A 24,447-nucleotide genomic window follows, 5' to 3' on the forward strand; every position below is an offset into this window, starting at 1 on the left:
CTATTATGAATAATTTTGCTGTTAGCACCGACAAAGTAAGTACCTTAGGCATAATAGTGCCTAGGCTGCGCTTAACGTTGATCAAACTGGCTAGCCTATTATTGCTGTTATGCTTAGCACTGAGTAGCAGCTATGCTGCCCAGTTAGTAACAGATCCAATCGCAGGGAATAATGCCGTAACTCAATCGGAGCGTTCGTATATGTGGATTACCATTGGAAATCATCGTTTCAAAGCCAACTTAATCAACACACCGGCAGCGAGTGAATTTTCAGCCATGTTACCATTTACTCTCAACATGGATGACCTTAATAATAATGAAAAGCACGCCCAACTGCCGAAATCAATATCAACTGATGAACATCGCCCAAAACGTATTCATAATGGCGATATCATGTTGTGGGGTAATCGAACTATAGTTGTCTTCTATAAGGATTTTGATACCTCATATTCATACACTCGTATTGGCCATATCGAGGATCCCAGCCAGTTACAACAGATACTTGGACAAAATAATGTAAGCGTAATGTTTTCTAAAAACTAAAGGCTGTCAGAAAAATTGTTCACCCAAGTGATAATAAACTTTTAGGAAAGTAATAACGAAAATAGAGCAATTCTATATCAATGAGCACTGTTCATAATTTAAAGCCTATTTTGCTTAATAAACATGAAATTCATTCATATTTATCAAAAATACCCCACAAATTTGTCACTACAGAAATATGTCAGCTAACTATGGGAAGTCCAAACAACACTGAATAATCGATTGCAGTTAGTCCATTCGGATAAGATTAATTAAGGCTAATTTGCGATAAAGAAAATTAAGTTCGTTTTATCACAAATCATTTTGGGGCATAAAATAGTTAGCAACATATTTTATTAGGAGATTCTGAACTACGCTCCTTCGTCGCTATCCTGAATGACAGGTCAGGGCAAAAACAAGTTTTAAACCTTACTCCGCCAATTACTCAGATCCAATATAATGACAACCGGATTTAGAGTCTATTACCGAATCCAATAAGGCTTTTGCAATGTTGTCGGCCGGGCTTATGCGCCATCGTTTGGGCAGTATTGGGTTGAAGACAGTTAATGTTATCGCCAGTATCTGCTCGTCCAACCGAAATTCATCACGCTTTCCACCGATTAAACCGGGTTGAACCAAAGTGAGTGAGTTAAACCCAATCGCTTGTAAATCGCGCTCTAATTCTCCCTTCACTTGGTTATAAAATATCTTTGAATTTTCGTTAGCACCAATAGCTGAATTGAGCACATAAGTGGAAGCGCCATATTGATGTGTGAGGTTTGCCACCATTAATGGATAGTCATGATCGACACGTTTAAATGCGGCTTTCGACCCTGAATCTTTAATCGTGGTGCCTAATGTGCAAATCACAGCATCGACTCAATAGGGGACATTAACTTAGGGTGTGCGGTCAGCGCTCGACGAGTTGGAGCTATAATTGACGTAATTTGAGGCTCAGCTAAAGCACGTTGTAAAACCCGACGCCCCACTAAACCGGTTGCGCCAATGATTAATAATTTCATATTGCTTCCCTTCTTCGAGTCCAAAAGATCGGTTATAAAATCACGAGCAATAGGTAAGTCATAAACGGGGATAATAGAGAAATGGCTCGTTTATTCATGTAAACCATCGTCTCTGTGCGATTAATTTATTTTTTCTAGGCTCAACAAATAATTTTTCAAATTAACACTTCGATTGGTAATGCCTAGTTTGTTTCTTAAGCTATTCCTATGATTTTCTACTGTTTTCTTAGCAATATTCAATGTGTTAGCGATTTCTTGACTCGACATTCCACCGCGAATAAATTCAGCAACCTGCAATTCAGAGGGGGTTAATACTTGTAGTAAAGCGCTATTCATTGTTGAGTTATCGTGCAGCAGGTTTTCCATATTGGATTTGACTATTTCTAAACACATTTTGAGCATAGGATCTTGTATTTGATGTAAGCGCTTTTCAACTTCTGGCAGGTGAGTCTGTTTTATTTCTTGTTGTAAATGTTCTGGAAAATGATTTTCGGAAGCGGTGGATAAGATGGTCAAAGAATTAGCTAATTCATTGAAAATTGTATAATCGTGTTCGATAGCAGACAGCTTGGTTTCAGATTGGACAGCATCAAGCAATTGGATAGCTAAACAATACATTACTTGTTCAGTATCATCTTGCAGATAAATCATTTCAAACTTGAGGTTGGCAACGGAAAAATGGGTGTCAGTAGAAGGATGAAGCATAAAGCTACGAACCCGTTCTAGATTGTGCTGACCAATTAAGAAAATTAGATCATCTAATTTATTTAAGGTGAGGTTAGTCACTGGATAGTTACTGTCAATGACACTTTCACTTTGATCAAAGGCAATAAAATAAATGGCATGATGAGACAGTAACTTACGATAAGTCTCTGATGATAGCTGTGACAATATACCCTCCTTCATCCTGAACATTTAATTTGGCCTATAAATAATCTATTAATAATATCTTTATTTTACCTATTTAACACCTATAAATACCTATGAAATAACAAGTTCTTAATTTTGGTTACTCAGCCTTATCTTAGGAGGTGGGCTTTCCTGTTTGGATTTACACAGTATTTTGCCCATTAAATGAGCAGGTTTTAATAATATGCGAGTTAGGTCAAAAAAATACATTCGCAAAACACCCATATAATACCTATATTTATGCTCATATAATACCTAATAAGGAAATGAGTATGTTTAAAATATTATATAAGAATCGAGTTGTTCTGCTGTCGTTATTTGTTATTGGTTACTCGCTATCTGTGCAGGCTAATGATGAAACGAAAGGGCCAAATGGAGAGCAAGCGACTCCTTATACGCAAGTGTCATTGACTCAAGATCAGCAAGATCAGGTAAAGACAAAAAACTACACAGCCGCCATTTTGATGCACAGTACTTCGGATTGGTCGAATGCTTTAATTGCTGGTGCTAAAGACCTTTTTAGCAGTCTGAATATTAAGGTTGTGGCAGTCACCGACGCCGAGTTTGATGCAAATAAACAAAAAACTGATGTTGAAACCATTATGGCAATGAAACCAGACATTTTAATTGCTTTAGTGGTCGATCCTGTTTCTGGGGCGGCGGCGTTCAGGCCCGCGGTACAGCAGGGCAGCAAATTAGTCTTGATCAGTAATTTACCAACAGGGTTTGTACACGGTAAAGATTATGCCGGTATTGTGACGGATGATTTATTTGAAATGGGAAAAATTGCAGCTGATTTGATTGCGAATGCTGTAGGACCACAAGGAAAGGTTGGTTTTATTTATCATGATGCTAGCTACTATGTAACCAATCAACGTGATAAAGCAGTGCTGACTAGCCTGAAAAATCATTACCCCAATATAGAAATTGTCGCGAAACGCGGTATTGCTAATGCTAATGATGGCGAAGCGATTGCCTCTGCCTTAATTACTCAATATCCAGATATCAATGCGATTTACGCGCCGTGGGATAGCATTGCAGAAGGAGTGGTGTCAGCAACACGAGCAGCAGGACGCAAAGATATTAAAGTGGTCACCATGGATTTAGGTGCTGCGAATGCGTTGGATATGGCCAAAGGACGTAATGTTGCAGGCATTGTTACTGATTTACCTTATGACCTTGGGAAAACGCTGGCTCGTATGGGCGCTCTATCTAAGTTAGGCGTTGATACCCCAGCATTTGTGACCGTGAGTGCAAGTGGCGTGACAAGGGATAACCTTGCTAGTGCATGGCAAAAATCATTACGCCGTGAAGCACCTAAATCAGTCATAAAAGCATTGGATCAGTAGTAACGCTAGGGTAAGTAAAGCACCAGTTAACAGCGAGCGATAAACGGAGAAATGTTAACTCACTAAGGACAATACAGTTCTTTATGATGAAAGGCTGTATTGAGCTCAATGAATTCAATAGGGATTAAGGCATGGAGATTCTAGCAATCGAAGCCAGAAAAATTAAGAAAGGATTTGATGGTAATCCAGTTTTAAAAGACGTGAACTTTACGCTTAAAGCAGGTGAAGTACATGCCTTGGTCGGACAAAATGGAGCGGGAAAGTCAACCTTAGTCAAACTGATCAACGGGTACCATCAACGTGATGGTGGCGAGATTAAAGTCTTTGGAAAAGCCAGTCAGTTTTCTAGCCCTAAACAAGCTCAGCTGGAAGGGATATCGATGGTTTATCAAGATTTAAGCCTAATTTCGAGTTTGAGCGTGGCAGATAATATTTTTTTAACCGAGCAATCGAAAAAATCGGTCTTAATTTCTAATCGAGAAAGAATGAAACAGGCGCAACCCTTTCTCGACATGTTAGATGTGGACATTTCCCCAAGCCAAAAAGTCGAGACATTAAGTGTTGGTGAGCAACAGTTTATCGAAATTGCTAAGGCACTGGCGATGAACGCTAAAATTTTAGTATTAGATGAACCGACAGCATCACTTTCTAATAATGAAATAAATGATCTATTTAAGGTGATCTCAACTTTGAAAGAGAAAGGAATTTCTATTATTTATATTACGCATTACCTCAGTGACATTATGAGGATTTGTGATGCCGTCACGGTACTAAGAGACGGCTATACCGTATTAGAAATCCAGACCAAGGATACGACTATCGATGAGTTGGTTGAAGCCATGCTCGGTAATAAAACCAGCACTAATTTAACGTGGGAAAGACAAGCATTAACTCAGCCGTCTCACACGCCATTATTAGAACTTCAAAATATTAGCACTGCTGAGTTGGATGATGTGTCTTTAACCGTTATGCCAGGACAAGTGGTGGGTTTAGCCGGATTGTTAGGAAGTGGTCGTACTGAAATTTTAGAAGCTATTTATGGGTTAACACCATTAACCAAAGGCACGCTCTTAGTTAATGGCAAAGAAGTGAAAATATCATCACCTCGACATGCTATCGAAACGGGTATCAACATGGTACCGGAAGATCGTCGTTCTCAAGGTTTGGTATTGGACTTTTCAGTGGAAGACAACGTGCTGATGGCTTCTTTTGATCGGATATCCCGATCAATGGTTTTAGACAAATCGAAAGGACAAATGATGGTTGAAAATACCATCAAAAAATTGGGTGTAAAGACCACGGGCGCTTCTCAGTCGGTGCGTTTTTTATCCGGGGGAAATCAGCAAAAAGTGGTGATAGGTAAGTGCTTATCTACCGACGCCAAAATCTTATTATTGGACGATCCAACCTTCGGAATTGATATCAATGCTAAATACGAAATCATGAAAATAGTGAATCAATATGTTGCTCAAGGAAATGGAGTCATTTTTGTCTCCAGTGAGTATGCTGAAGTAGGCAGTTTTTGTGATGTTATTTATGTCGTTAATAAAGGCAGAATCGTTAACCATTATAGTGGGCAACGAATGACAGAAGAAGAGCTTCTTGCTGCGGTGCAATAAAAGGAATTTATGATGAATGATGAAACACTGGTGACACCAAAAGCCCCCAAATCAAATGCACCAAAAATACAATGGCGAGACTATATTATCTACCTTGTTTTTATTGGTATTTTTGCCTTTTTTTCCATTATGTTACACGACAAAGGATTTCTATCGTCGGTCAATTTGATGAACATTGCTCGTCAAACCGCGACTATAGCTATCATGGCGGTAGGAATGACATTTGTGCTCAGCGCTGCTGAAATTGATTTGTCTTTCGGTGCCACTGTCGCGCTTGCTGCGATTGTGTCGGCATTAACCTTACAAGAAACCGATAGTATTTTACTCGCGGTATCTGCAGCGCTTGCTGTGGGTACAATGGTTGGTTTCATTAATGGCATCTTCGTAACTCAAGTCGGTATTCCATCCTTTTTAGTAACGCTTGGTACGACAGGGATCATTACTGGTATAGCCCGTTGGTCTACCTCGCTTCAATCGATTCCAATTGATAATGATACTTACACTTTTATCTTCGGTTCTGGGGATATTGGCCCTTTTTCCATTCTATTTGTTTGGGCGTTGTTGGTGACGGTTATTGGTGCCTTTATTTTGCGTAATACTACCTTTGGCAAACATGTATTAGCCACGGGAGGAAATAAAGTATCAGCCATGTATTCCGGCATTAATATCAACCGAATTAAATTGTATGTATTGATGCTGAATGGATTTTTAGCTGCTTTGGCAGGCATTTTGTATTCCGGCCGTTTATACAGTGCTCGTTATACCTTAGGTGAAAATGATCTGATGCTGGTGATTGCCGCGGTGATCATTGGTGGCACGAATTTATTTGGTGGTCGTGGCACAGTCGTTGGGTCGGTAATTGGAGCGTTGATCATGGGAATGGTCAATAACGGATTATTACTTATGGGATTAAATGTTGATCAGCAATTGATCTTGCGGGGCATTATCGTGATTGTTGCGGTCACCTTTACGATGGGACAAATCCGTCAGTTGCGTAAAAAATAATGTATGAAACTATGATGGATAATAGGACGAAAATTATGATGGAACAACAAGCGCGAGAGCTGATTTCAACTTGGTCAATAAAAGAAAAAATTGGTCAGTTATTTATTTTAGCTTTTCCTGGGAAATCAGCAGAAACCGCTCGACAGATGATTGAGGAATATAATTTAGGAGGGTGTTATCTAAGCCAAGATAATGCTGAAACGTTTACTGAAGCTCAGAAATTAAATCAAGAATTAACAAGTATTCTCAATGAGAATCAGCGATTACCCTTATTGTTAGGGGTTGATCAAGAAGGTGCATGGGGTGTGTTAGTTGGAGAGTCGACGACAGGGCCGGGGAACCTTGCACTTGGGGTTAACGATATGGCCGAGAATACAGAAAATATGTATCAATTGATGGCGGATGAAATGCGTTTTGCCGGTTTCAATTGCATTTTAGGCCCATGTTGCGATGTGAACTTTAACCCACAATCGCCCATTATTGATACTCGTTCGTTTGGTGACCAACCGGATAAAGTCAGCTTGCATTCAGCCGCGGCAGTACAGGGATTACATCAAGGAAAAATCATTGCTTGTGCCAAGCATTTCCCAGGGCATGGTGATACTCATGCCGATACCCACAGAGAAATTCCACAAGTAAATAAATCATATGCACAGTTAAAAGCCAATGACTTAATGCCTTTTCAAGCTGCGATCGACTCTGGGGTTGATCTCATCATGACTAGCCACATTCTTTACCCGCAACTTGATGCGGTAAATCCTGCCACTTTATCCCCCACCATTTTGCAGCAAGTCTTGCGTCAAGACATGGGATTTGAAGGAATTATTATTTCAGATAGCATGAATATGGGGGCTATCATGAATCACTATTCTCCGGTAGAAGCGGCGATTAAAGCAATCAAAGCGGGAATAACCATGCTAATGCTTTCAGAAGAGCATTATGATCATAGTGATGCCTATATTGATAAACAGTTAGCGATGATACATGGGTTGATTGATGCAGTTCAAACCGGTGAACTTTCAGAATATGTAATAGATCAAGCGCTATTGAGAGTCATATTATTTAAGTTAGAAAAGCTACTTCCAATTTCTTTATATCAAAATATCGATCTTCAACATCATCAACAAATAGCTCTACAGTCAGCTGAATCTGGTGTGAGCTGGATACGTGGAGGGGGTGATCTTCAAGATAAGCAGCTTTATGTTATGAATGCGACGCCACCAGAAAGTTACCATAATTTGATTAATCCCCGTGGCATTGGCCCAAATCAGTCACAATCGGCTTATGAAATCTTTACTCAATCGCTATCGAATACATCCCTTAAGTGGCAGCCCGTTAGTTTAGATACTCTTCCTAGTGATACTCAGGATCATTACTTAGTTGTGGTGACGGAAAACCACCCATTACCGGGTGAAGACTTTGATCAAATTCAAGCCCAACAATTGGTGCAACAACTAAGCCAAGACTTTGAACAGCTAATCGTCGTTGGATTACGCAGCCCGTATGATCTTTTGCATTACCCTCATGTTCATCACTATTTATGCTCTCATTCACCACGACCTGAATCAGCCATTGCTGCAGCGAAAGTACTGGCTGGAGAACTTGCTGCTGTTAAAGGTCATGCGGTGAAATTAGTGAGCTAAAGCTAAGCTTCGTTTTAACTTATAAACAGAATTTCAATGATTCAATGATTCAATGAATTATTGAAGGCCTCCTAGTATTTCGTGGTTGGGAGAAACAATAAAGAAACCTCTAAAAAACTAAGGAAATAAGCATGATTTTAAGTACTAGGAAAAAAACATTGTCACTTTTGACAATGATTATTTTAAGTGGACAAGCTGGTGCCACCACTACGGGGGTTCAAGGGTTTTTAGATTCTTTACGTGACTTTGAATCGGGTATTAACCCAGCTATGGCCAATTTTTATTCTGCTAACTTAGACACCCCTGTTTTTACTTATGCTGAAGTAACTGAACCGGGACGTTTGGTTCGAGATTGTTCCACTGGAACTATGATTTCTGAACCAACAACTGTGAATCAATTTTTTGCGAAATTAGGAGTCGATAGTCTTTATAACCCCCTTACTCCAAATGACCCTGAGATGTTTCGCCAAATGCAATATAACTCAATGAATGCTTGGGGGTTCATAGGTTATCAATTAGGAGAAGCGGTATTAATTGATTCCGGATATTACAGCCCACAAGTCGTTAATATTGATGGAAAGCCTTACGATAGTTTTTATATGTTTGTGCCTGATTCCACTTGGATTGGTTGTAAAACCGAAGCATTAGCAGAAATAGAGGGTTCCGGTGGAAATCAAGTGTATGTGACAGATAATAACCGCTGGCAAGGGACGTTTGTTGGTAAAAATGGTGTGAATTCATTGGCAGATTTACGTTTACCCGAAAAGCAAGAATTGGTGATGCGTGATGCAATGCATTTTAATGTTAAAGTTATTAGTAAATTGCTAGATGATGCAAATATGACGTGGGGGCAAGCACTAGCGAAAAGTTGGCCGGGTACTGATGAGAATGGTAATCCAATTACCGTTCATGCAACCATGTCTGGTATTTTAGCTGCCGCTCATTTACGAGGTGCGTGGGGAACGGCTGCTTTACTGACGAATGATCAGATTACGTGTGATGAACTAGGTACTTGTATCACTACATATGTAGACAAATTCGGTGGGTTTAATACCATTTTTGATACCCCAGCAGATGATGTTATAGAAGGTTCACCTTATGATGAAGTACTTACCTCTGGACAAGGTAACGACACTGTTATTACAGGTGGTGGCAAGGATAAGATTTTATTAAATGAATCAATATCTTCTATTACAACGGTGACAGACTTTACTGTAGGGAATGATCTTATTGTTTTACAAGGGTGGCAATCACTTGATCCTCTTGGAGATTTAACCATTTCATCCGTATCTGGTGCTACGGAATTACAGTTTTCAGGACAGACTGTTATTTTGACAGGGATAAACGCGGTAGATGTCCAAGCGGATCCAACAAAAGTAATTGTTAAGTCAGATACTTATGTTTTAGCTTGGAACTCGGGAAAGCAAGTCGTCACGGACTTTGATCCTGCAGTAGATAAAATAGAAGGTTCCTCTGGGATTGGTTTCAAGCATTTGAAAGCTTATGAAACGACGAACTCGATTGTGATTGGTCCTCAGGCAGAGGATGGTGGTATTTACGCATCTTATGAATTGGTTGGTTTAACATTAGCTGATATTACCCCGGAAATGTTTTCTAATGTGACGGGAGGATATAACCGGTTAGGTTATATTGTTCCAATTAATAGTGTGAATTGGGGATGGAATGTTGAATTAATTGTTAATCATTTTGATGTGTCGAAAACGGCAATTACTACGCCAAGTAATGAATCCGTTCCATTTAGTTCTATTAAATTAACTCAAGAAGGTAGTAGCACTGTGATGACGCTGTTAGAACCTTATGCGCAAGGCAATGCTAAGCGGTTGGTTTTAATGGCAACAGATGTTACGACTTTATCGGCGAATAATTTCGCAGGATTCACGGGTAGTTATTCTGAAGCAACCATTGATATTCCCGTTTTTTACCAAGTAAATGCTAGCGTCAATGGTGCTGGTGGCGTTATTTTTCCAGCACCTGATTCATCAGGAGTGATATCGGCCAAAGGAGGAGAAGATTTTACGGTAAACTTTATCCCCGAGGCTGGCTTTACGGTAAGTTCCGTATCTATTAACGGAGTGTCTCAAGCGATTAGTAATAGTTATACATTCACCAATCTTTCGAGTAACCAAACTTTGGTTGTGAGCTTTGAGCAGGGAGAATCCAGTACTTGCCCTACAGTCTGGGTTAATGGTCAGGTTTACACTGCTGGAGATAAAGTGTTATACCAAGGAAGCATTTATGAAGCTAAGTGGTGGACAGATAACAATCAGCCCAATTCAGGTGGCCCATGGTTGTTTATAGAAACGTGTAACTAAAATACATTGAATGATGAGTTATTAATGAGCCAACTCTTTATTGAATTGGCTTTTTTTATTGATAGCACTTTACCTTACTGCTTCACTCACTAAATACAAAATTGATTGATGCTCATGGTTCGACTAATACAAGATGGGAAGTATACTACTATTTCCCCGCGCGTATTTCTCAAATGAGCAGAAAGTGATGACCAATGAGTTTGATAATTTCGCCACCGAAGCTTTACCGTCTCTTTCTCATATCCAGAAAATCATATACGTTGTACTCAACAAGGCCGATGGTAATAAAGCTAAAGCAGCGGAAACCTATAAATAACTAGGTACACACTATATTGTTGTCTGGAGTAAGGTTAATAAAAACGGTTAACCCCTAAACAGATTAGCCGTTTTGCTTCATTATTTTTGAAAGTTTTGCACCGTCTCCCAAGCGATTATTTGCAGTTTTTCCGCGGTTTCTGGTGTCATATCAGAATCCACAGGTAAAGCTCCACCAACGGGAGATTTATTATACAAAGTGGCAAAAAATACCGATGCCGCTAAATAAGTTCCAGCCAATGACGGATGCTTGCCATCGCTATGGTAAAGGTTAATTTCTGGGTATTGTTGTAATGTGTTTGCAAATGCGAGGCCGACAGGAGCAACATAACCACCGGTTTGTGTCGCGATATCAACATAAGCATTGGCCAATTTTTGTGTCAGTTCAGGTTTTGCTTTCGGCGCCCAAGTCATTAGGTAGACCACTTTTGAGTCTGCTTTGTGTGCGATATCTGCCATCTCTTTGGCTGATTTTTGGAAGTATTCTTTTGAGCCTTTTTTCTTGGAAATTGGCTCCATTGAATTTCCCTGAAAGACCACAACATCCCAGTGCTTTAGGCTATTTTGGAAGATCAAATTTTGTTTGTGCCAACCTAATTGACCACTGGAAATGGTAATACCTCGGTAACTGTATCCCTTGGCCTTATTCGGTAATAAAGAACGGGTTAAATCTCTTAAGCGTGTATTTAGATTATTGTTATAATGCGTAAAAGAATTCCCATAAAGCGCGACCACTTTATTGTTACCAGACATTTTAGCATTGGCGGTTGGTGCAATTAGTGTGTCAGCAAAAGTTTGAGTTGAACTTAGGCACATTAGGCTGATAAGCAGTGATATAACAGTAAATAGTTTCATGATTATTCCTTAAAAGTCGTAACGTAGGCCAAGTGTGATGGCATCGTTATTGGTTTTTTTATTACTGGCAGCAAGCTCTTTATCATAGGTGAGAGATAAATAGGTTTTTTTCGCGAGAGTCAGTTGCCCTTCAATTCTCCAATCTTCTTTTTCATAAATATCTTGGTCGCGTTCCTCTAAGAAGCTATAACCGCCAAGCAGCTTGAATTTTTGCCACTGATAAGACGCAATGGAATCTAAACCGAAGTATTTATCTTCGCCATTATTTTGTTTGATGTTGGTATAGTCAGCTGTGACACCGAATGTGAATTGCTGCCATGCCACTTCAAGCCCAGCCATAGCTTGGTTGTGCTCTTTACGAGTGGTGTCGGTGTTGTCATCATTACGCTTAAATTGGCTTGCTGCAAAGGTGGGGGTTATCTTGACTTGATCGATTTTGACATGAGTGTAGTAGCTGCCCATGATGCCATAATCGAGACGCCCATTTTCACCATTACCCATCACATAAGCGACTTGAAATTGATGCTTATCAATGTGGCTATTCCATTGCAAAGTGCTGTCTTGGCGGTTATAGGTATACGAAGTATCAATTGATGAGATGCCATAGTTATAGATATTTGGCGTATAGTTTTTATATTTATCGGTTATTTTCATTACTTGATACATTGGGTTTTTAGTTCGACCAACGATGAGTTCTCCCCAGGTTTTATTATCAAATCCAATGTAGTTATAACGTGCTTCTAAATCTTCACCAGCGTCCAGTTTAGTATCATTGGTTTCGGTTCTTAATTGCCATTCAAATTTACCAATGATGCGGGTGTTTTCAATGATAGAAAGCTGCCTTCCCATTAGAAATCCTAAACGACCAGTCATTCTCGCGCCGGTATCATCACCAGTGAAAGACCCTTTACCAGTGGCGATTTGACCTTCAGCTCGGCCGTAAATATCGAGGCTGTTAACTGTGTCGTTATAAACCTCAATGGCATAACTTGAACTGCTCATGGCGGTAAGTAATGCTCCAATTAAAAGCGTTTTATTCATAACATTATTCTCTTTATTAGTATGGTTCATCAGTAAGGTGTATTGAGTTGCAATAATTATGTCTTTGTAGTGGAAAATTGATGATGGGAATATATTTTTCCCTAAATGAAATGTGATCCTTTATCCAATTGAAGTGACTTTTGTGATTAAAATCCTATTCATCGGGTAAAAAATGTCTATTTGGGGATGGGGGTAACCGCGTATATAAATTCACTGTGAGTGATAGAGAAAGGGCGTTTTGGGGAGGAAATCGGGGATAAGTGTGAAAGAGATCAAAGAAAGAAGGTAAATCAACCTAGAGCAAAGTGGGAATTTGAAATTCTCATAGTTTTCACTGTGTGAGCAAATACTATACCAAGCATATGACGTTATCTAATCGATAAAAATAACATAGAGAGAATGAGCATGGTTGCATTATTGGCGCTACCGATAGTTTTCGGAGCCGGTTATTTCATTACTAAAAAATATAATACTCAAGCAATATTATTTGCTGCTGGCTTGGTGATGATGTTGGTGGGGGCTTTAGCGGGTCATCAAGATTTTACACCTAGTGGGCATACATCGGGGTCTTTTTTTGTTGATTTTTTCATGTCTATTAAGGAGATCACTTCTGGAACTTTGGCCAAATTAGGCTTAATTATCATGGCTGTGGGTGGTTTTTCTAAATATATGGGACACATCGGCGCGGCCAATGCTTTGGTGCGTTTAACCACCAAACCTCTATCTTATATAAAAAACCCCTACATCATTTTGGCTATCGCTTATTTAGTTGGCCAAGGGTTAAATGTATTTATTCCAAGTGCAGTAGGCCTTGCGATGTTACTTTTGGTTGCTTTGTATCCGGTCTTGGTTGGCATTGGTTGTACACCAGCATCGGTGGCTGCAGTGCTGGCAACAACCGCTTGTTTAGATTTAGGGCCCGCATCGGGAACGGCCAATAAAGCGGCAGAAGTGATCGGTATTGATGCTGCATCTTATTTTATTGAACACCAACTTTTTATTGGGGTTATTACGGCGTTTGTTATTGCCGCTTTGCACTTTTTTGCTCAGAAATATTTCGATAAAAAAGATGCAGAGAAAGGCATTGAATATGAATTAAGTAATAAAGAAATATCGGTTCGACAAGCACCAACTTGGTTTGCGGTATTGCCTATTTTACCTTTGGTCTTATTGCTTATCTTTAGTAAATTCGTCATTACTTCGATTAAAATTGATGTGGTTACTGCGATGTTTATTTCATTAGCGGTGGCAATGCTGTTTGATTATATTTATAGCCGAAAAGGCAAAGAAGTTGCCGCTTCACTTAAAGTATACCTGCAAGGTATGGGCGATGTATTTTCAAGTGTCGTGTCGCTTATCATTGCGGCTCAAACTTTTGTTGTGGGCTTAAAAGCGATTGGTTTTATTTCGGGATTACTTGGTTTGTCATCGCATTTGGGTTTCGGTTTTATGTTAATGGTGATATTGATGGTGGTGGTGATTGGGGCAACGACCTTCTTGTCTGGTTCTGGTAATGCCGCTTTTTATAGCTTTTCAAATCTTGCCCCAGATGTTGCTACGCAAGTAGGCGTTTCGACGGCTGCTATTGCACTTCCTATGCAGTTATCAGCGGGAATTTTCCGCTCGTTCTCTCCGGTTGCCGGTGTGGTTATCGCATGTGCGGGCGTAGCAAATATTCCACCAACAGAGCTTGTGAAAAGAACCTTTATTCCCATGGTAGGCGGGCTGTTAACCGTGTTAATTGTTACATTTATTGGAGCTTAATTTGATGGTGATGGGTGATAATTCTTCCGTATTTGATTCGCAGCTGTATTCTTCATTGTTTACGCAAAAAGAAATGAAATCGATTTGGACTGATGCAAATTTGATCCGTGAATGGGTGAAATTTGAAGTCACTATAGCCCAAGTGCAGGCTGATTTAGGCATCATTCCTAAAGAAGCTGCAACTGCAATCACTGAGGCTTGCCAAACCTTTAAACCTGATTGGCAACGTCTTGCGCAAGACACTGAATCGGTGGGGATGGCGATTAAGCCACTAGTTGATCAAATCTGTGACCATGGAAACTCTTGGGTTAAGCAGTATTTGCATTGGGGATGTACGACTCAAGACCTTCTTGATACGAGTCTTGCAATGCGCTTAAAATCGAGCCTGATTTTGGTTAGGAAACAATTGGTCGATTTAGGTGATGAACTGGCTGCGATGGCAAGTGAACATCAAGATACTGTGTGTGTTGCGCGTACCAATTCAATGGATGCGCTACCAAGTACCTGGGGCTTGCAAGTCAGTTCTTATCTGACAGAGTTAAGCCGTCATCTGACTCGTTTGGATGAGATTTATCCACGAGCCATTACAGGTTTATATGGTGGGGCGGTGGGTAATTTCTCATCCATTGGTACGCAAGGGCTTGTCGTGAGGAAAGCTTTGTTTGCTGCTTTAGAGCTTAATGAACCACAAGGGTTAAATAATGGCAGCTTAGATCATGTTGCAGAAGTGATTCAGTTTTTTGCTTTAGTGCATGGCAGTTTATGCCGAATTGCCAATGATGTTGAAACCATGGGACGTGCCTCTATTGCGGAAGTGCGAGAAGGTGAATCGGGTGGCGGTTCGAGTACCATGCCACATAAAGCTAATCCAAGGGCGAGCAATATGATCCAAACTTTGTCACGAATGGGATGGATGTATGCCAGCAGCGCGCCCAATATGATGGATCAGCAAGATCTTCGATCCGCTTCAATGCGAGTGTTAAGTTGGAGTTTGGTACCAGAATCGGCATTGTGTGTGTCTACAGCATTAGAGCGAGCGCAACGTTTGATTGGTCATTTAGTCGTAAATAAACAGCAAATGCTTGCGAATTTTTCCGCATCCCGCCATTTCATTATGTCCGAAGCCATGATGATGGTATTGGCACAAAAAATTGGCCGCGATCAAGGCTATAAATTAATGAAAGAGGTTTTGGTCTACGCGAATGGTAGCCAAAGTTTTATTGATCTTGTCCGTGAAGATCGCGCGATTAATCAAGCACTGACGAAGCAAGAAATCGCTGTCGCGTGTGATCCACTTAATTATTTGGGCTGTAATCAACAATTAATCTCAGAAGCTCTAGCTCAATTTGAACAGGTAAAAAATAGATGACAAAGACATTATTTATCAGACAAGCGGGCAATACGTTACTGAATACGCCGTTATTGAATAAAGGTAGTGCGTTCTCAATTGCTGAGCGACGCAACTTTAATTTAATGGGATTATTGCCACATAATATTGAAACGATTCAAGAGCAAGTTGATCGCGCTTATGAACAATTTTCATCGATGTCTAGTACCATGGATAAACATATCTATATTCGTAATATTCAAGACACTAATGAGACCTTATATTACAAGCTGATTCATGATCATATTGAAGAAACAATGCCAATCATTTATACCCCGACGGTGGGTGACGCATGTGAAAATTTTTCGCAAATTTATCGACGTAACCGTGGTTTATTTTTATGCTATGAAGATCAAGATGAATTAGAAGAAATCATCAATAATGCACCAAATTCTGATGTGAGAGTGATTGTGTTAACCGATGGAGAACGGATTCTTGGCTTAGGCGATCAAGGTATTGGTGGGATGGGGATTCCGATAGGAAAGCTGGCTTTGTATACCGCATGTGGTGGGATTAATCCCGAACATACTCTGCCGATCATGATCGATGTTGGTACTAATAACGCTAATCTATTATCTGACCCGTTGTATATGGGGTGGCGTCATGGCAGAGTCACCGGTGAGCGATATTATCAATTTATCGACCGCTGTTTATCAGCTTTGAAAAAACGTTGGCCTAACGCTTTGATTCAATTTGAAGATTTTGCTCAAACCAATGCTATGCCTTTACTGCAACGCTATAAGGATAAATTGTGCTGTTTTAATGATGATATTCAAGGTACGGCATCCGTTACTGTAGGCACTTTACTTTCTGCAGCTAAAGCCACACATAAACCATTAACGGATCTTAAAGTCGTCTTTGCTGGCGCGGGTTCTGCAGGTTGTGGTATTGCAGAGGCGATCATCGCACAAATGGTGAAGGAAGGGCTGCCAGAGCAACAAGCTCGTTCACAGGTGTTCATGGTTGATCGCTCGGGAATGATTGAGCAAGGGATGTTGAATTTATTATCATTTCAGAAAAATCTTGCCCAGCCTTCTTCGATTAGAAAGAGGTGGAATATTAAACAAAACCACTCTAAAATTGGCCTATTGGATGTGGTGAAACATGCAAAACCAGATGTGTTAATCGGTGTCACGGGTGTAAGCGGCTTGTTTACTCAACAGATAATCGAGCAACTGGTCCAAGGTTGTAATGCACCGATAGTGATGCCGTTATCGAATCCAACCACACGTGTTGAGGCTACACCACAGGATATTATTATGTGGTCACAAGGTAAGGCGATGGTTGCAACTGGTAGCCCTTTCCAAGATGTGCAATATCAAGGTAAAACCTATCCAATATCACAATGTAATAATAGCTATATATTCCCAGGAGTAGGCTTAGGTGTTTTAGTTAGTGAATCGACTCGAGTGACTGATGGCATGTTGCAAGTTGCAAGTGAAGCATTAGCCGAATTATCTCCTTTGCATCAAGGTGGGCAGTTATTATTACCGTCATTGCACGATATCCAAAGTGTGTCCAAGCACATTGCATTGGCGGTGGTGAAAAAAGCGATTGAAGATGGGGTTGCTCAACCGAGAACCGAGACGCGCATTTTAACTAAACTCAATGACATGTTTTGGCAGGCACAATATTTAGAATATAAACGAATCGCATCATAATGTCGTAATGTCATACGATACCTAGTAACCAAAAAATCAAGGTAGAAATCCTACCTTGATTTTTTTTATTAGTTGAGGTTTGATTTTTGGCTATTTGGTGGTTGAATTCGCTGAAAAGGTGCCAAAAAATTGAAATAATTGTTCGAGTTTTTCGAAATTTCCTTCCCCATCAATTTTCTCATAAGCCAAGTGTAAAATTAATTCAACAAACATAAAACCGGTCATTCGGCTATGGAAAATAGCTTGGGCATCACTTGGTAATACAAATTTCAAATCACTGTATTTACCATAAGGATTGGAGTGCGAATTGGTGATCACCACCACTTTTGCATTATGGTCTTTAAACCAACGGGCAATATCAATCACCACATTATTAAATCGATAATAAGAAAAAATCACTAAGACATCATTTTTATTAATATCAATCAATTGCTTAGGTAAGTCGCCAGTATCAACACTTAACAGGTTGACTTGGCTTCGAATATATTTAATTAAGGTTGAAAAATGCACCGCCATTGCCGCAGATGACGATGGACCAACGGTAAATATTCGCTTGTTATTATCAGCAATTAAGTTAATCAATTCATTTAGATTATTTTGGTCCAAGCTGTCATTAAATTGCTGGATAATATGGTTAATGTTATCGGTAAATGTGGAGATCAATTTAGGTGTGTTTTGTTGTTTTTCTTTACCTGAATGATAGACCTCGATAGGCGCCGTCATTTTATTTTCGGCAAGGCTATTTGTCAGAGCCGCTTTAAACGCGCTATATCCTGTGAAACCGATTTTATTAAGAAAACGGCCAATGGTGGCTTTACTGACTTGAGCATTATTAGCAAGATCGACAATTCCGTGATAGGGCAACTCGTCAAAGTGCTTTAAAATATAGTGGTGCATATTTTGTTCTGATTCGGTCAGTACTGTGATGCTTGCTACCAGAGTTTGGTAAGCCGATTTATCCAATCGATTGATATGAGCCATTAGTACATTTCCGACTGTAACTGGGTGGCTTCACTCACCAAATACAAAATTGATTGATAAGGTACGCCGCTGTGGTGCGATAAGCCTATTTCACAGGTTAAGCTGTTACTAAAACCTCTTGTGCAATGAGTGGGGACTTGGTCTTTCAAAGGGTGTAAAGCGGCTTTATTTAATTCTGGTGTGTTAAAGCCTTTGTCTCCAGCCCACCCACAGCATTGAATATGCTCAGGCACGATGACTTTTTTAGCACACTGTTTTGCAAGATCGAGCATAGTGTTTTCTAAGCCCATTGTTCGAGAGCTACAGGTGATGTGTAGCATTACCGTTTCATTTATTGGTGATAATTCAAGATGATTTAGTGCATGTTTCATAATAAACTCTGAAGGCTCAAACAAAGAAAGTGGCTTGGTAAATTGGGTTAAACTTTGTTTCACGCAGGGGCTGGTGTCGATCAATATTGGGTATAAACCTTGTTGGCTGGCTTGCCACAATGTTTGTTCTAGTTGATGTGATTTTTTATCCCCTAGGTCATTCAATCCTTTGCTTTTATAAGGCATTCCACAACATTGTTCACTGAGATCTTTGGGTAAAATAATGTCGAAACCTGCTTTGGTGAGCAATGACATAGTAATTTCAGTTAAGGATGATGATTCGGTATTGGATCCCATCGTTCGGCTTACACAAGAAGGAAAGTACACCACTTTCTTATGTTGAACATCGGCAATTTTCCCTCGATCTTGTTCCGCTTGTTTTAAGGTGTTCATTGGTAATTTATGAGTATTCGCTTTGGGTATTTCAGGTAACCATAGCGGAGTGCGATTCTGACTAATGTTACGAACACCATTTGCCGTGCGAGACATGATATTCCGACCGACTAACCGAGTAAGAATATGGTTAATGGTTAAGCCATATTTCACGGCGGCGGTGGCCGTTGAAAAATGATCACTCGTCCAGCGTGCAATCAGAGGTGCTTTATGTTGTGTAAATTGGTCTGCACGCAGTTTCTTAACTAAATCGCCCGTATTGATCCCAACTGGGCAGCGCTGTTCACACAAACCGGTTGCTGCGCAAGTTTCAACGCCTTGGTAGTTAAATAATTCTTCTAGTTCTGGGACGGTGTCTTTACCCTCTCGTTTTTGCTGCTGTAATTCACGGTACAGCACAATGCGTTGTCGAGGCGATAAGCTCAGTGTTCGAGAAGGACAAACGGGTTCACAAAAACCACATTCAATACAGCGATCGACTAAGTCATCAGCTTTGGGCATTGGCTTTAAATGACTGAGGTGGGCATGTGGGTTATCGTTAATAATGACCCCAGGATTGAGCAAACCTTGTGGATCAAATAATTGCTTAATCTTTTGCATTAAGCGATACCCTTCTTTTCCCCATTCTAGTTCGACATAAGGCGCCATGTTACGCCCAGTACCGTGTTCAGCTTTAAGGGAGCCTTGATATTTTACGGCCACTAATTGAGTCACGTCATCCATGAACTGACCATAACGTTCGACTTCGGCTTGAGCTTCAAACCCTTGAGTGAAGACAAAATGCAGATTGCCATCAAGCGCATGACCGAAAATGATGCCTTCGGAGTAATCGTATTTTTCGAAGAGTTGTTGTAGCTCTCGTACTCCTTGGGCTAAATGCTCAATGGGAAAAGCCACATCTTCAATAATAACTGTAGTGCCGGCTTCTCTTACTGCGCCAACGGCAGGGAATAAACCTTTACGGATATTCCACAAACCGGTCACGGTTTCAGGATCGCAAGTGAATGGGACTGATTCCATAATATTGAAATCGCTTAATCGACTTAAAATTAATTCACACTGGTGCATTAACTGTTCTTGGTCGGTAGCATGAGATTCAATCAATAGTGCCGCGGCTTCCAGATCCAATTGTTTAATAAAGTTTGGCATGCCGGGTTTATTGGCAACGGAACGTAATGAGCGACCATCCATCATTTCAACCGCAGCGATAGGGGTGTTTGATAGAATTGTGACGGCTTGACTGGCTTGCTCTATATCCGAAAACACCAATAATGCCGATGCTTTATGTTGATGTTCTATGACCGTGTGGTAAGTAATTTCGGCGATGAAACCTAATGATCCTTCAGAACCAATCATGAGGTGTTGGATAATTTGAATCGGATCGCTGAAGTCCACCAAGGCGTTAATGGAGTAACCTGTGGTGTTTTTTAATCGATATTTATGATGAATAAGATGTGATAAATCGTGATTACTTTTGGTTTCCTGACTGAGCAAACTAATTTGTTTAATAAAATCAGCGTGAGTCGTTTGGAACCGTTCAATACTTTGAGGGTTTCCGGTATCTAAAATGGCCCCATCGGCAAACACTATTTTCATGCTGTCTAACGTTTGATATGAGTTTTGCGCAGTTCCACAGCACATGCCGCTAGAGTTATTTGCCGCAATACCGCCAATTTTACAGGCATTAATAGACGCTGGATCTGGGCCGATTTTACGCTGAAATGGTGCGAGGTATTTATTCGCATCGGCGCCGATAACCCCCGGTTGCAATGAGATTTTCTGGCCACTGTCATAGATTTTATAAGTACGCCAATCGTCGGTTAAGGTGATTAAAACTGAATCTGAAACGGCTTGTCCTGAAAGGCTAGTACCAGCAGCACGAAAGGTAAAGGGAAGTTGGTGTTCTCGGCAGCAGCGCATGGCATATAGCACTTCTTCAAGGTCTTGAAGCCTTAAGACGATTTTCGGCACTAACCGATAAAAACTGGCATCCGTACCATAGGCGAGACGTTTGTCTTGCTGTGTGATGATTCGGTCAAGTGGAATACGTTGTGAAAAAGCGTGTTCGAGTTGAGAGTAATTGTCCATGCTTCCTGCTTTTTATTTATTATCAGTGTATTAGGATAGTATATTAGCTTCAAAGACTATACCCTTCTTACTTGAAGCTGACAGCGTTCATTAACTTGTCGCTTCACTGCCACTCAAATTACTTTGGGTATATACACTGCTTGGTTGAATATGCAGCTTTGTTCCGTTTTTATAATATGTCGTTAGCTAAAGTTTGTCGGCACATTTAAGCATACTTAGTATAGAGTTACTCTCGTTTGAAAACACAAATAGCCATAAAATTTGCTGTATTAGTCAAAAATTAACCATGATAACTTTTATATTTTCTGACACATTTTCGCGATATGACGGATTATTTAGGGGGATCGCTTACGGCTTTGCGCATTTTATGAGCACTTAGATGGATATATAACGTAAATCACTCAATTAAATAAAAAAATAAACTATTCTCACAGAACGAACCTAAAAGTAGGGATTGCTTATGACGATGTATTCTTCCTCCCTCAGCTTAACCAGCGATAAGCTTTACCACTCGGCAGAGCTTGATCAATTGCCTTGCAAATCAACAAAAGATATCCCACCCATTGACGAAATTGTGGGACAAGAACGTGCGCAAAAAGCCGTTGAGTTTGCTATGTCCATTAAAGATAAAGGCTACAATATTTACGCTTCGGGGCAGAATGGCCTCGGCAAACGTACCATGATCTTACGTTATTTGAATCGCCATAAACCTGATGATATGCAATTATTTGATTGGTGTTACGTGGCTAATTTTGATGATATTCGCCGTCCAAAAGTATTAAAACTACCCATTGGTGTGGGAAATAAATTACGTCAAGATGTTGAAAAATTACTCTCAAAACTAGTTAAAGCATTACCTTTAGCCTTCGATAACGAAGTGTACTTTACGCGTGCCGATAAACTGAAGAATCAACTTAATCAAAAACAGCAAAGCGCTTTAGAAGAAATAAGTAAAGTGGCGAAGGAAAAAAACATCAGCCTTACGGTGACGCTGCAAGGCGATTATGAATTTATCGCAATGCAAAATGATGAAGAAATGCACAATGAAGAAACATTTGATGCGCTTAGCCGAAAGGAACAAGATTACTTTCAGCGTACCATTGATGAATTGGAAATTAGTCTACGAGGTATGGTTCGTCAGTTGACGGAATGGGAAGAAGCCTTTAGTGAAAAAATGAAAAAATTAAATGATGAAACCGCATTAGAAGTGTTTCGCCATTTAATTAAAGATTTGAAAAAGGAATACCATCAATACCCAGAAATTAAGCAACATTTAACCGATCTACAAAAAGATGTGGTGGAAAATGCTGATCAGTTTTTACAAGAGCCGACCGAGCAAAATGAAATAGCATCGGCTTCTTTAGATAGCCAACTGCCACGCCGGTATAGCATTAATGTATTAGTTAGCCAAACTCAAGATACTTTTCCGGTGGTGGTGGAAGATAACCCGAATTATCACAGTCTATTTGGTTGTGTGGAAACGGCAACGTACAAAGGCACCGTATTTACCGATTTCTCTTTAATTCGTTCTGGCAGTATGCACAAAGCAAATGGCGGTGTGTTGTTGATGGATGCGATTAAAGTGCTCGAACAACCTTATGTTTGGGATGGTATTAAACGCGCATTACGTGCCAAACAGTTAAGCCTAACCTCATTAGAGAAAGAAGTGACATTAACGGGGGCGGTGTCTCTTGATCCTGAACCGATTCCTTTAGATGTGAAAATTATTTTGTTTGGGGATTATCGAACGTATCAATTGTTGCAGCATTATGATCCCGAGTTTAGTGAACTATTTCGAGTCACTGCGGATTTTGAAGATGAAATGACACGCACCGCTGACGCTGAAATGCATTATGCGCGTTTCATTTCCAGCATAGTACACGATAATAATTTGCTGCATTGCGATAAAAAAGCGATCGCAAAAATTGTGGAACACAGTTCGCGAATGTCTGGCGATCAGAAAAAATTGTCACTTCATTCTGCTCATATTGCCAATTTATTAAGGGAATCGAATTACGTGGCAAAAGGGGCGAAATCGAGTTTAATTCGCGCTTCTCATGTTGAACAAGCCTTAAATAATCAAACGATGCGAGTGAGTCGCTTGCAAGATAGTGTGATGGAAACCTTCTCAAATGGTACAACTTTAATTAAGACGGAAGGCAGTGCGGTAGGGGTTGTGAATGCTTTATCTGTTTTATCTACCACCGATCATATGTTTGGGGCACCAAACCGAATTACCGCCACAACAGCTTTTGGCGATGGCAACATTCTTGATATAGAACGTAGTGTTGATTTAGGGGGCAACATTCACTCGAAAGGCGTGATGATTCTTTCAGCTTATCTTGCTTCCATTTTAGGTCGCAACGCGAAAATTCCGCTCACAACGCACATTACCTTTGAACAGTCGTATGGTGGTGTCGATGGCGATAGCGCCTCAATGGCCGAAGTTTGCGCGATTGTTTCGGCATTTTCTAAATTACCGATTAGGCAAGATATTGCGATTACTGGCTCCATGAACCAATTCGGTGAGTCACAACCTATTGGTGGAGTGAATGAAAAAATAGAAGGGTTTTTTGATGTGTGTAAGATCAAAGGTCGGCAATCCACGCAAGGGGTGATCATTCCTCAATCTAATGTGCATAATTTAATGTTACGCAAAGATATTGTTGAAGCCGTCAATAAAGGTGAATTTCATATTTGGGCGATAGAACACGTCACCCAAGCGATTGAGATATTCACGGGCATTCATACTGGTGAACTGGAAGACGATTTTACTTACTCTGTTGGCAGTGTGTTTGGCATTACCCAGGCGAAATTGAATGCACTCAGGAAGTAGAATTAAATTTGTAATGCGAATACTTTTTGAGAATCGCTAGAAACCCTACTTATTGAAACAGGGATGGTTTTGGTAATTAGTATGGAGTATTGACTTGATACTCCATACTAAAAGCTTCCGGAGAACATTGCGATGTGGTTATTTGCCGCGAGATTTGAGTTGAATATCCCACAAATAACATAAAGGGTAACAATCAATGATATTTTCATAAATATTCCTTATAAAAGGTCAAAGGCTTGTTAAGAGACAAGTGCACGGTCTGAAAGAATAGCCCAATACAAATTGTAGGATATTTCTGAAAATTTTCACTTTATAAGTAAATTAATACAGGCTTACGATCCTTAGATGTGGGTG

General features: G+C 40.2%; 18 protein-coding genes. 11 read left to right on the top strand and 7 right to left on the bottom strand.

Annotation, left to right across the window (positions count from 1 at the left end; translation table 11 throughout):
• Positions 1–5 precede the first annotated feature (5 nt).
• Complete coding sequence (locus VCASEI_RS19450; protein WP_162621072.1) at positions 6–542, top strand: cyclophilin-like fold protein; 537 nt, start codon at positions 6–8, stop codon at positions 540–542.
• Positions 543–962: 420 nt separating this feature from the next.
• Here VCASEI_RS19450 and VCASEI_RS13850 read toward each other — a convergent pair whose 3' ends face one another.
• From VCASEI_RS13850 to VCASEI_RS13855, 3 genes are all read right to left on the bottom strand, one after another.
• A complete protein-coding gene (locus tag VCASEI_RS13850; protein WP_197709602.1) occupies positions 963–1,391 on the bottom strand; it encodes a Rossmann-fold NAD(P)-binding domain-containing protein in 429 nt (142 codons plus the stop codon).
• Positions 1,388–1,543 (bottom strand): Rossmann-fold NAD(P)-binding domain-containing protein, encoded by a 156-nt coding sequence (locus tag VCASEI_RS19570; RefSeq protein ID WP_197709603.1) that lies wholly within the window; start codon positions 1,541–1,543, stop codon positions 1,388–1,390. Before VCASEI_RS19570 ends, VCASEI_RS13850 begins: the two co-directional genes overlap by 4 nt.
• Before the next feature lie 120 nt (positions 1,544–1,663).
• Positions 1,664–2,434 carry a response regulator transcription factor gene (locus VCASEI_RS13855; protein ID WP_394347160.1) on the bottom strand — a complete coding sequence of 257 codons (771 nt, stop codon included), beginning with the start codon at positions 2,432–2,434 and terminating at the stop codon, positions 1,664–1,666.
• Between the two features lie 284 nt (positions 2,435–2,718).
• On the opposite strand from VCASEI_RS13855, the gene VCASEI_RS13860 reads away from it, so the two are divergent.
• The 6 genes from VCASEI_RS13860 to VCASEI_RS19790 all read left to right on the top strand — a co-directional run bounded on the left by VCASEI_RS13860 (position 2,719) and on the right by VCASEI_RS19790 (position 10,717).
• Positions 2,719–3,801, top strand: coding sequence for a substrate-binding domain-containing protein (locus VCASEI_RS13860; protein ID WP_086963040.1), 1,083 nt, complete (start codon positions 2,719–2,721; stop codon positions 3,799–3,801).
• Positions 3,802–3,932: 131 nt separating this feature from the next.
• Positions 3,933–5,420 (top strand): sugar ABC transporter ATP-binding protein, encoded by a 1,488-nt coding sequence (locus tag VCASEI_RS13865; protein WP_086963038.1) that lies wholly within the window; start codon positions 3,933–3,935, stop codon positions 5,418–5,420.
• Positions 5,421–5,432: 12 nt separating this feature from the next.
• Positions 5,433–6,425 (top strand): ABC transporter permease, encoded by a 993-nt coding sequence (locus VCASEI_RS13870; protein ID WP_086963036.1) that lies wholly within the window; start codon positions 5,433–5,435, stop codon positions 6,423–6,425.
• A 32-nt stretch (positions 6,426–6,457) separates the two neighbouring features.
• Positions 6,458–8,068: a glycoside hydrolase family 3 N-terminal domain-containing protein gene (locus tag VCASEI_RS13875; protein WP_086963085.1), complete on the top strand. Its 1,611-nt coding sequence runs from the start codon at positions 6,458–6,460 to the stop codon at positions 8,066–8,068.
• Between the two features lie 173 nt (positions 8,069–8,241).
• Positions 8,242–10,401: a carbohydrate-binding protein gene (locus VCASEI_RS13880; RefSeq protein ID WP_374701014.1), complete on the top strand. Its 2,160-nt coding sequence runs from the start codon at positions 8,242–8,244 to the stop codon at positions 10,399–10,401.
• A 184-nt stretch (positions 10,402–10,585) separates the two neighbouring features.
• Complete coding sequence (locus tag VCASEI_RS19790) at positions 10,586–10,717, top strand: hypothetical protein (protein WP_258954858.1); 132 nt, start codon at positions 10,586–10,588, stop codon at positions 10,715–10,717.
• A gap of 80 nt (positions 10,718–10,797) precedes the next feature.
• On the opposite strand, the gene VCASEI_RS13885 is transcribed toward VCASEI_RS19790, so the two are convergent.
• Entirely contained in the window at positions 10,798–11,571 is a 774-nt protein-coding gene (locus VCASEI_RS13885) for an SGNH/GDSL hydrolase family protein (protein ID WP_086963034.1), read from the bottom strand.
• 9 nt (positions 11,572–11,580) lie between these two features.
• Positions 11,581–12,612, bottom strand: a complete 1,032-nt coding sequence (locus VCASEI_RS13890) for a porin (protein ID WP_197709604.1) — start codon at positions 12,610–12,612, stop codon at positions 11,581–11,583.
• A 405-nt stretch (positions 12,613–13,017) separates the two neighbouring features.
• Between VCASEI_RS13890 and dcuC the strand changes: the two genes are divergently transcribed.
• The 3 genes from dcuC to VCASEI_RS13905 are packed head-to-tail and all read left to right on the top strand — an operon-like array spanning position 13,018 to position 17,424.
• A complete protein-coding gene (gene dcuC, locus VCASEI_RS13895; RefSeq protein WP_089110467.1) occupies positions 13,018–14,376 on the top strand; it encodes a C4-dicarboxylate transporter DcuC in 1,359 nt (452 codons plus the stop codon).
• 4 nt (positions 14,377–14,380) lie between these two features.
• The gene (locus tag VCASEI_RS13900; protein WP_226983441.1) at positions 14,381–15,745 is read left to right on the top strand and encodes a class-II fumarase/aspartase family protein; all 1,365 of its coding nucleotides are present in this window, start codon (positions 14,381–14,383) and stop codon (positions 15,743–15,745) included.
• A complete protein-coding gene (locus VCASEI_RS13905) occupies positions 15,742–17,424 on the top strand; it encodes an NAD-dependent malic enzyme (RefSeq protein ID WP_086963030.1) in 1,683 nt (560 codons plus the stop codon). The genes VCASEI_RS13900 and VCASEI_RS13905 overlap by 4 nt, the downstream gene beginning before the upstream one ends.
• 90 nt (positions 17,425–17,514) lie before the next feature.
• Here the strand turns inward: VCASEI_RS13905 and VCASEI_RS13910 are convergent, their stop codons facing one another.
• Together VCASEI_RS13910 and VCASEI_RS13915 are read right to left on the bottom strand one after the other, a co-directional pair.
• A complete protein-coding gene (locus VCASEI_RS13910) occupies positions 17,515–18,405 on the bottom strand; it encodes a MurR/RpiR family transcriptional regulator (RefSeq protein WP_086963028.1) in 891 nt (296 codons plus the stop codon).
• Positions 18,405–21,257, bottom strand: coding sequence for an FAD-binding and (Fe-S)-binding domain-containing protein (locus VCASEI_RS13915; RefSeq protein WP_089110466.1), 2,853 nt, complete (start codon positions 21,255–21,257; stop codon positions 18,405–18,407). The genes VCASEI_RS13910 and VCASEI_RS13915 overlap by 1 nt, the downstream gene beginning before the upstream one ends.
• A gap of 466 nt (positions 21,258–21,723) precedes the next feature.
• Here VCASEI_RS13915 and VCASEI_RS13920 point away from each other — a divergent pair, with 466 nt between their 5' ends.
• Positions 21,724–24,093, top strand: coding sequence for a Lon protease family protein (locus VCASEI_RS13920; protein WP_089110468.1), 2,370 nt, complete (start codon positions 21,724–21,726; stop codon positions 24,091–24,093).
• Positions 24,094–24,447 lie beyond the last annotated feature (354 nt).

Source organism: Vibrio casei (genome assembly GCF_002218025.2).
In the GTDB taxonomy this organism is placed as follows: domain Bacteria; phylum Pseudomonadota; class Gammaproteobacteria; order Enterobacterales; family Vibrionaceae; genus Vibrio; species Vibrio casei.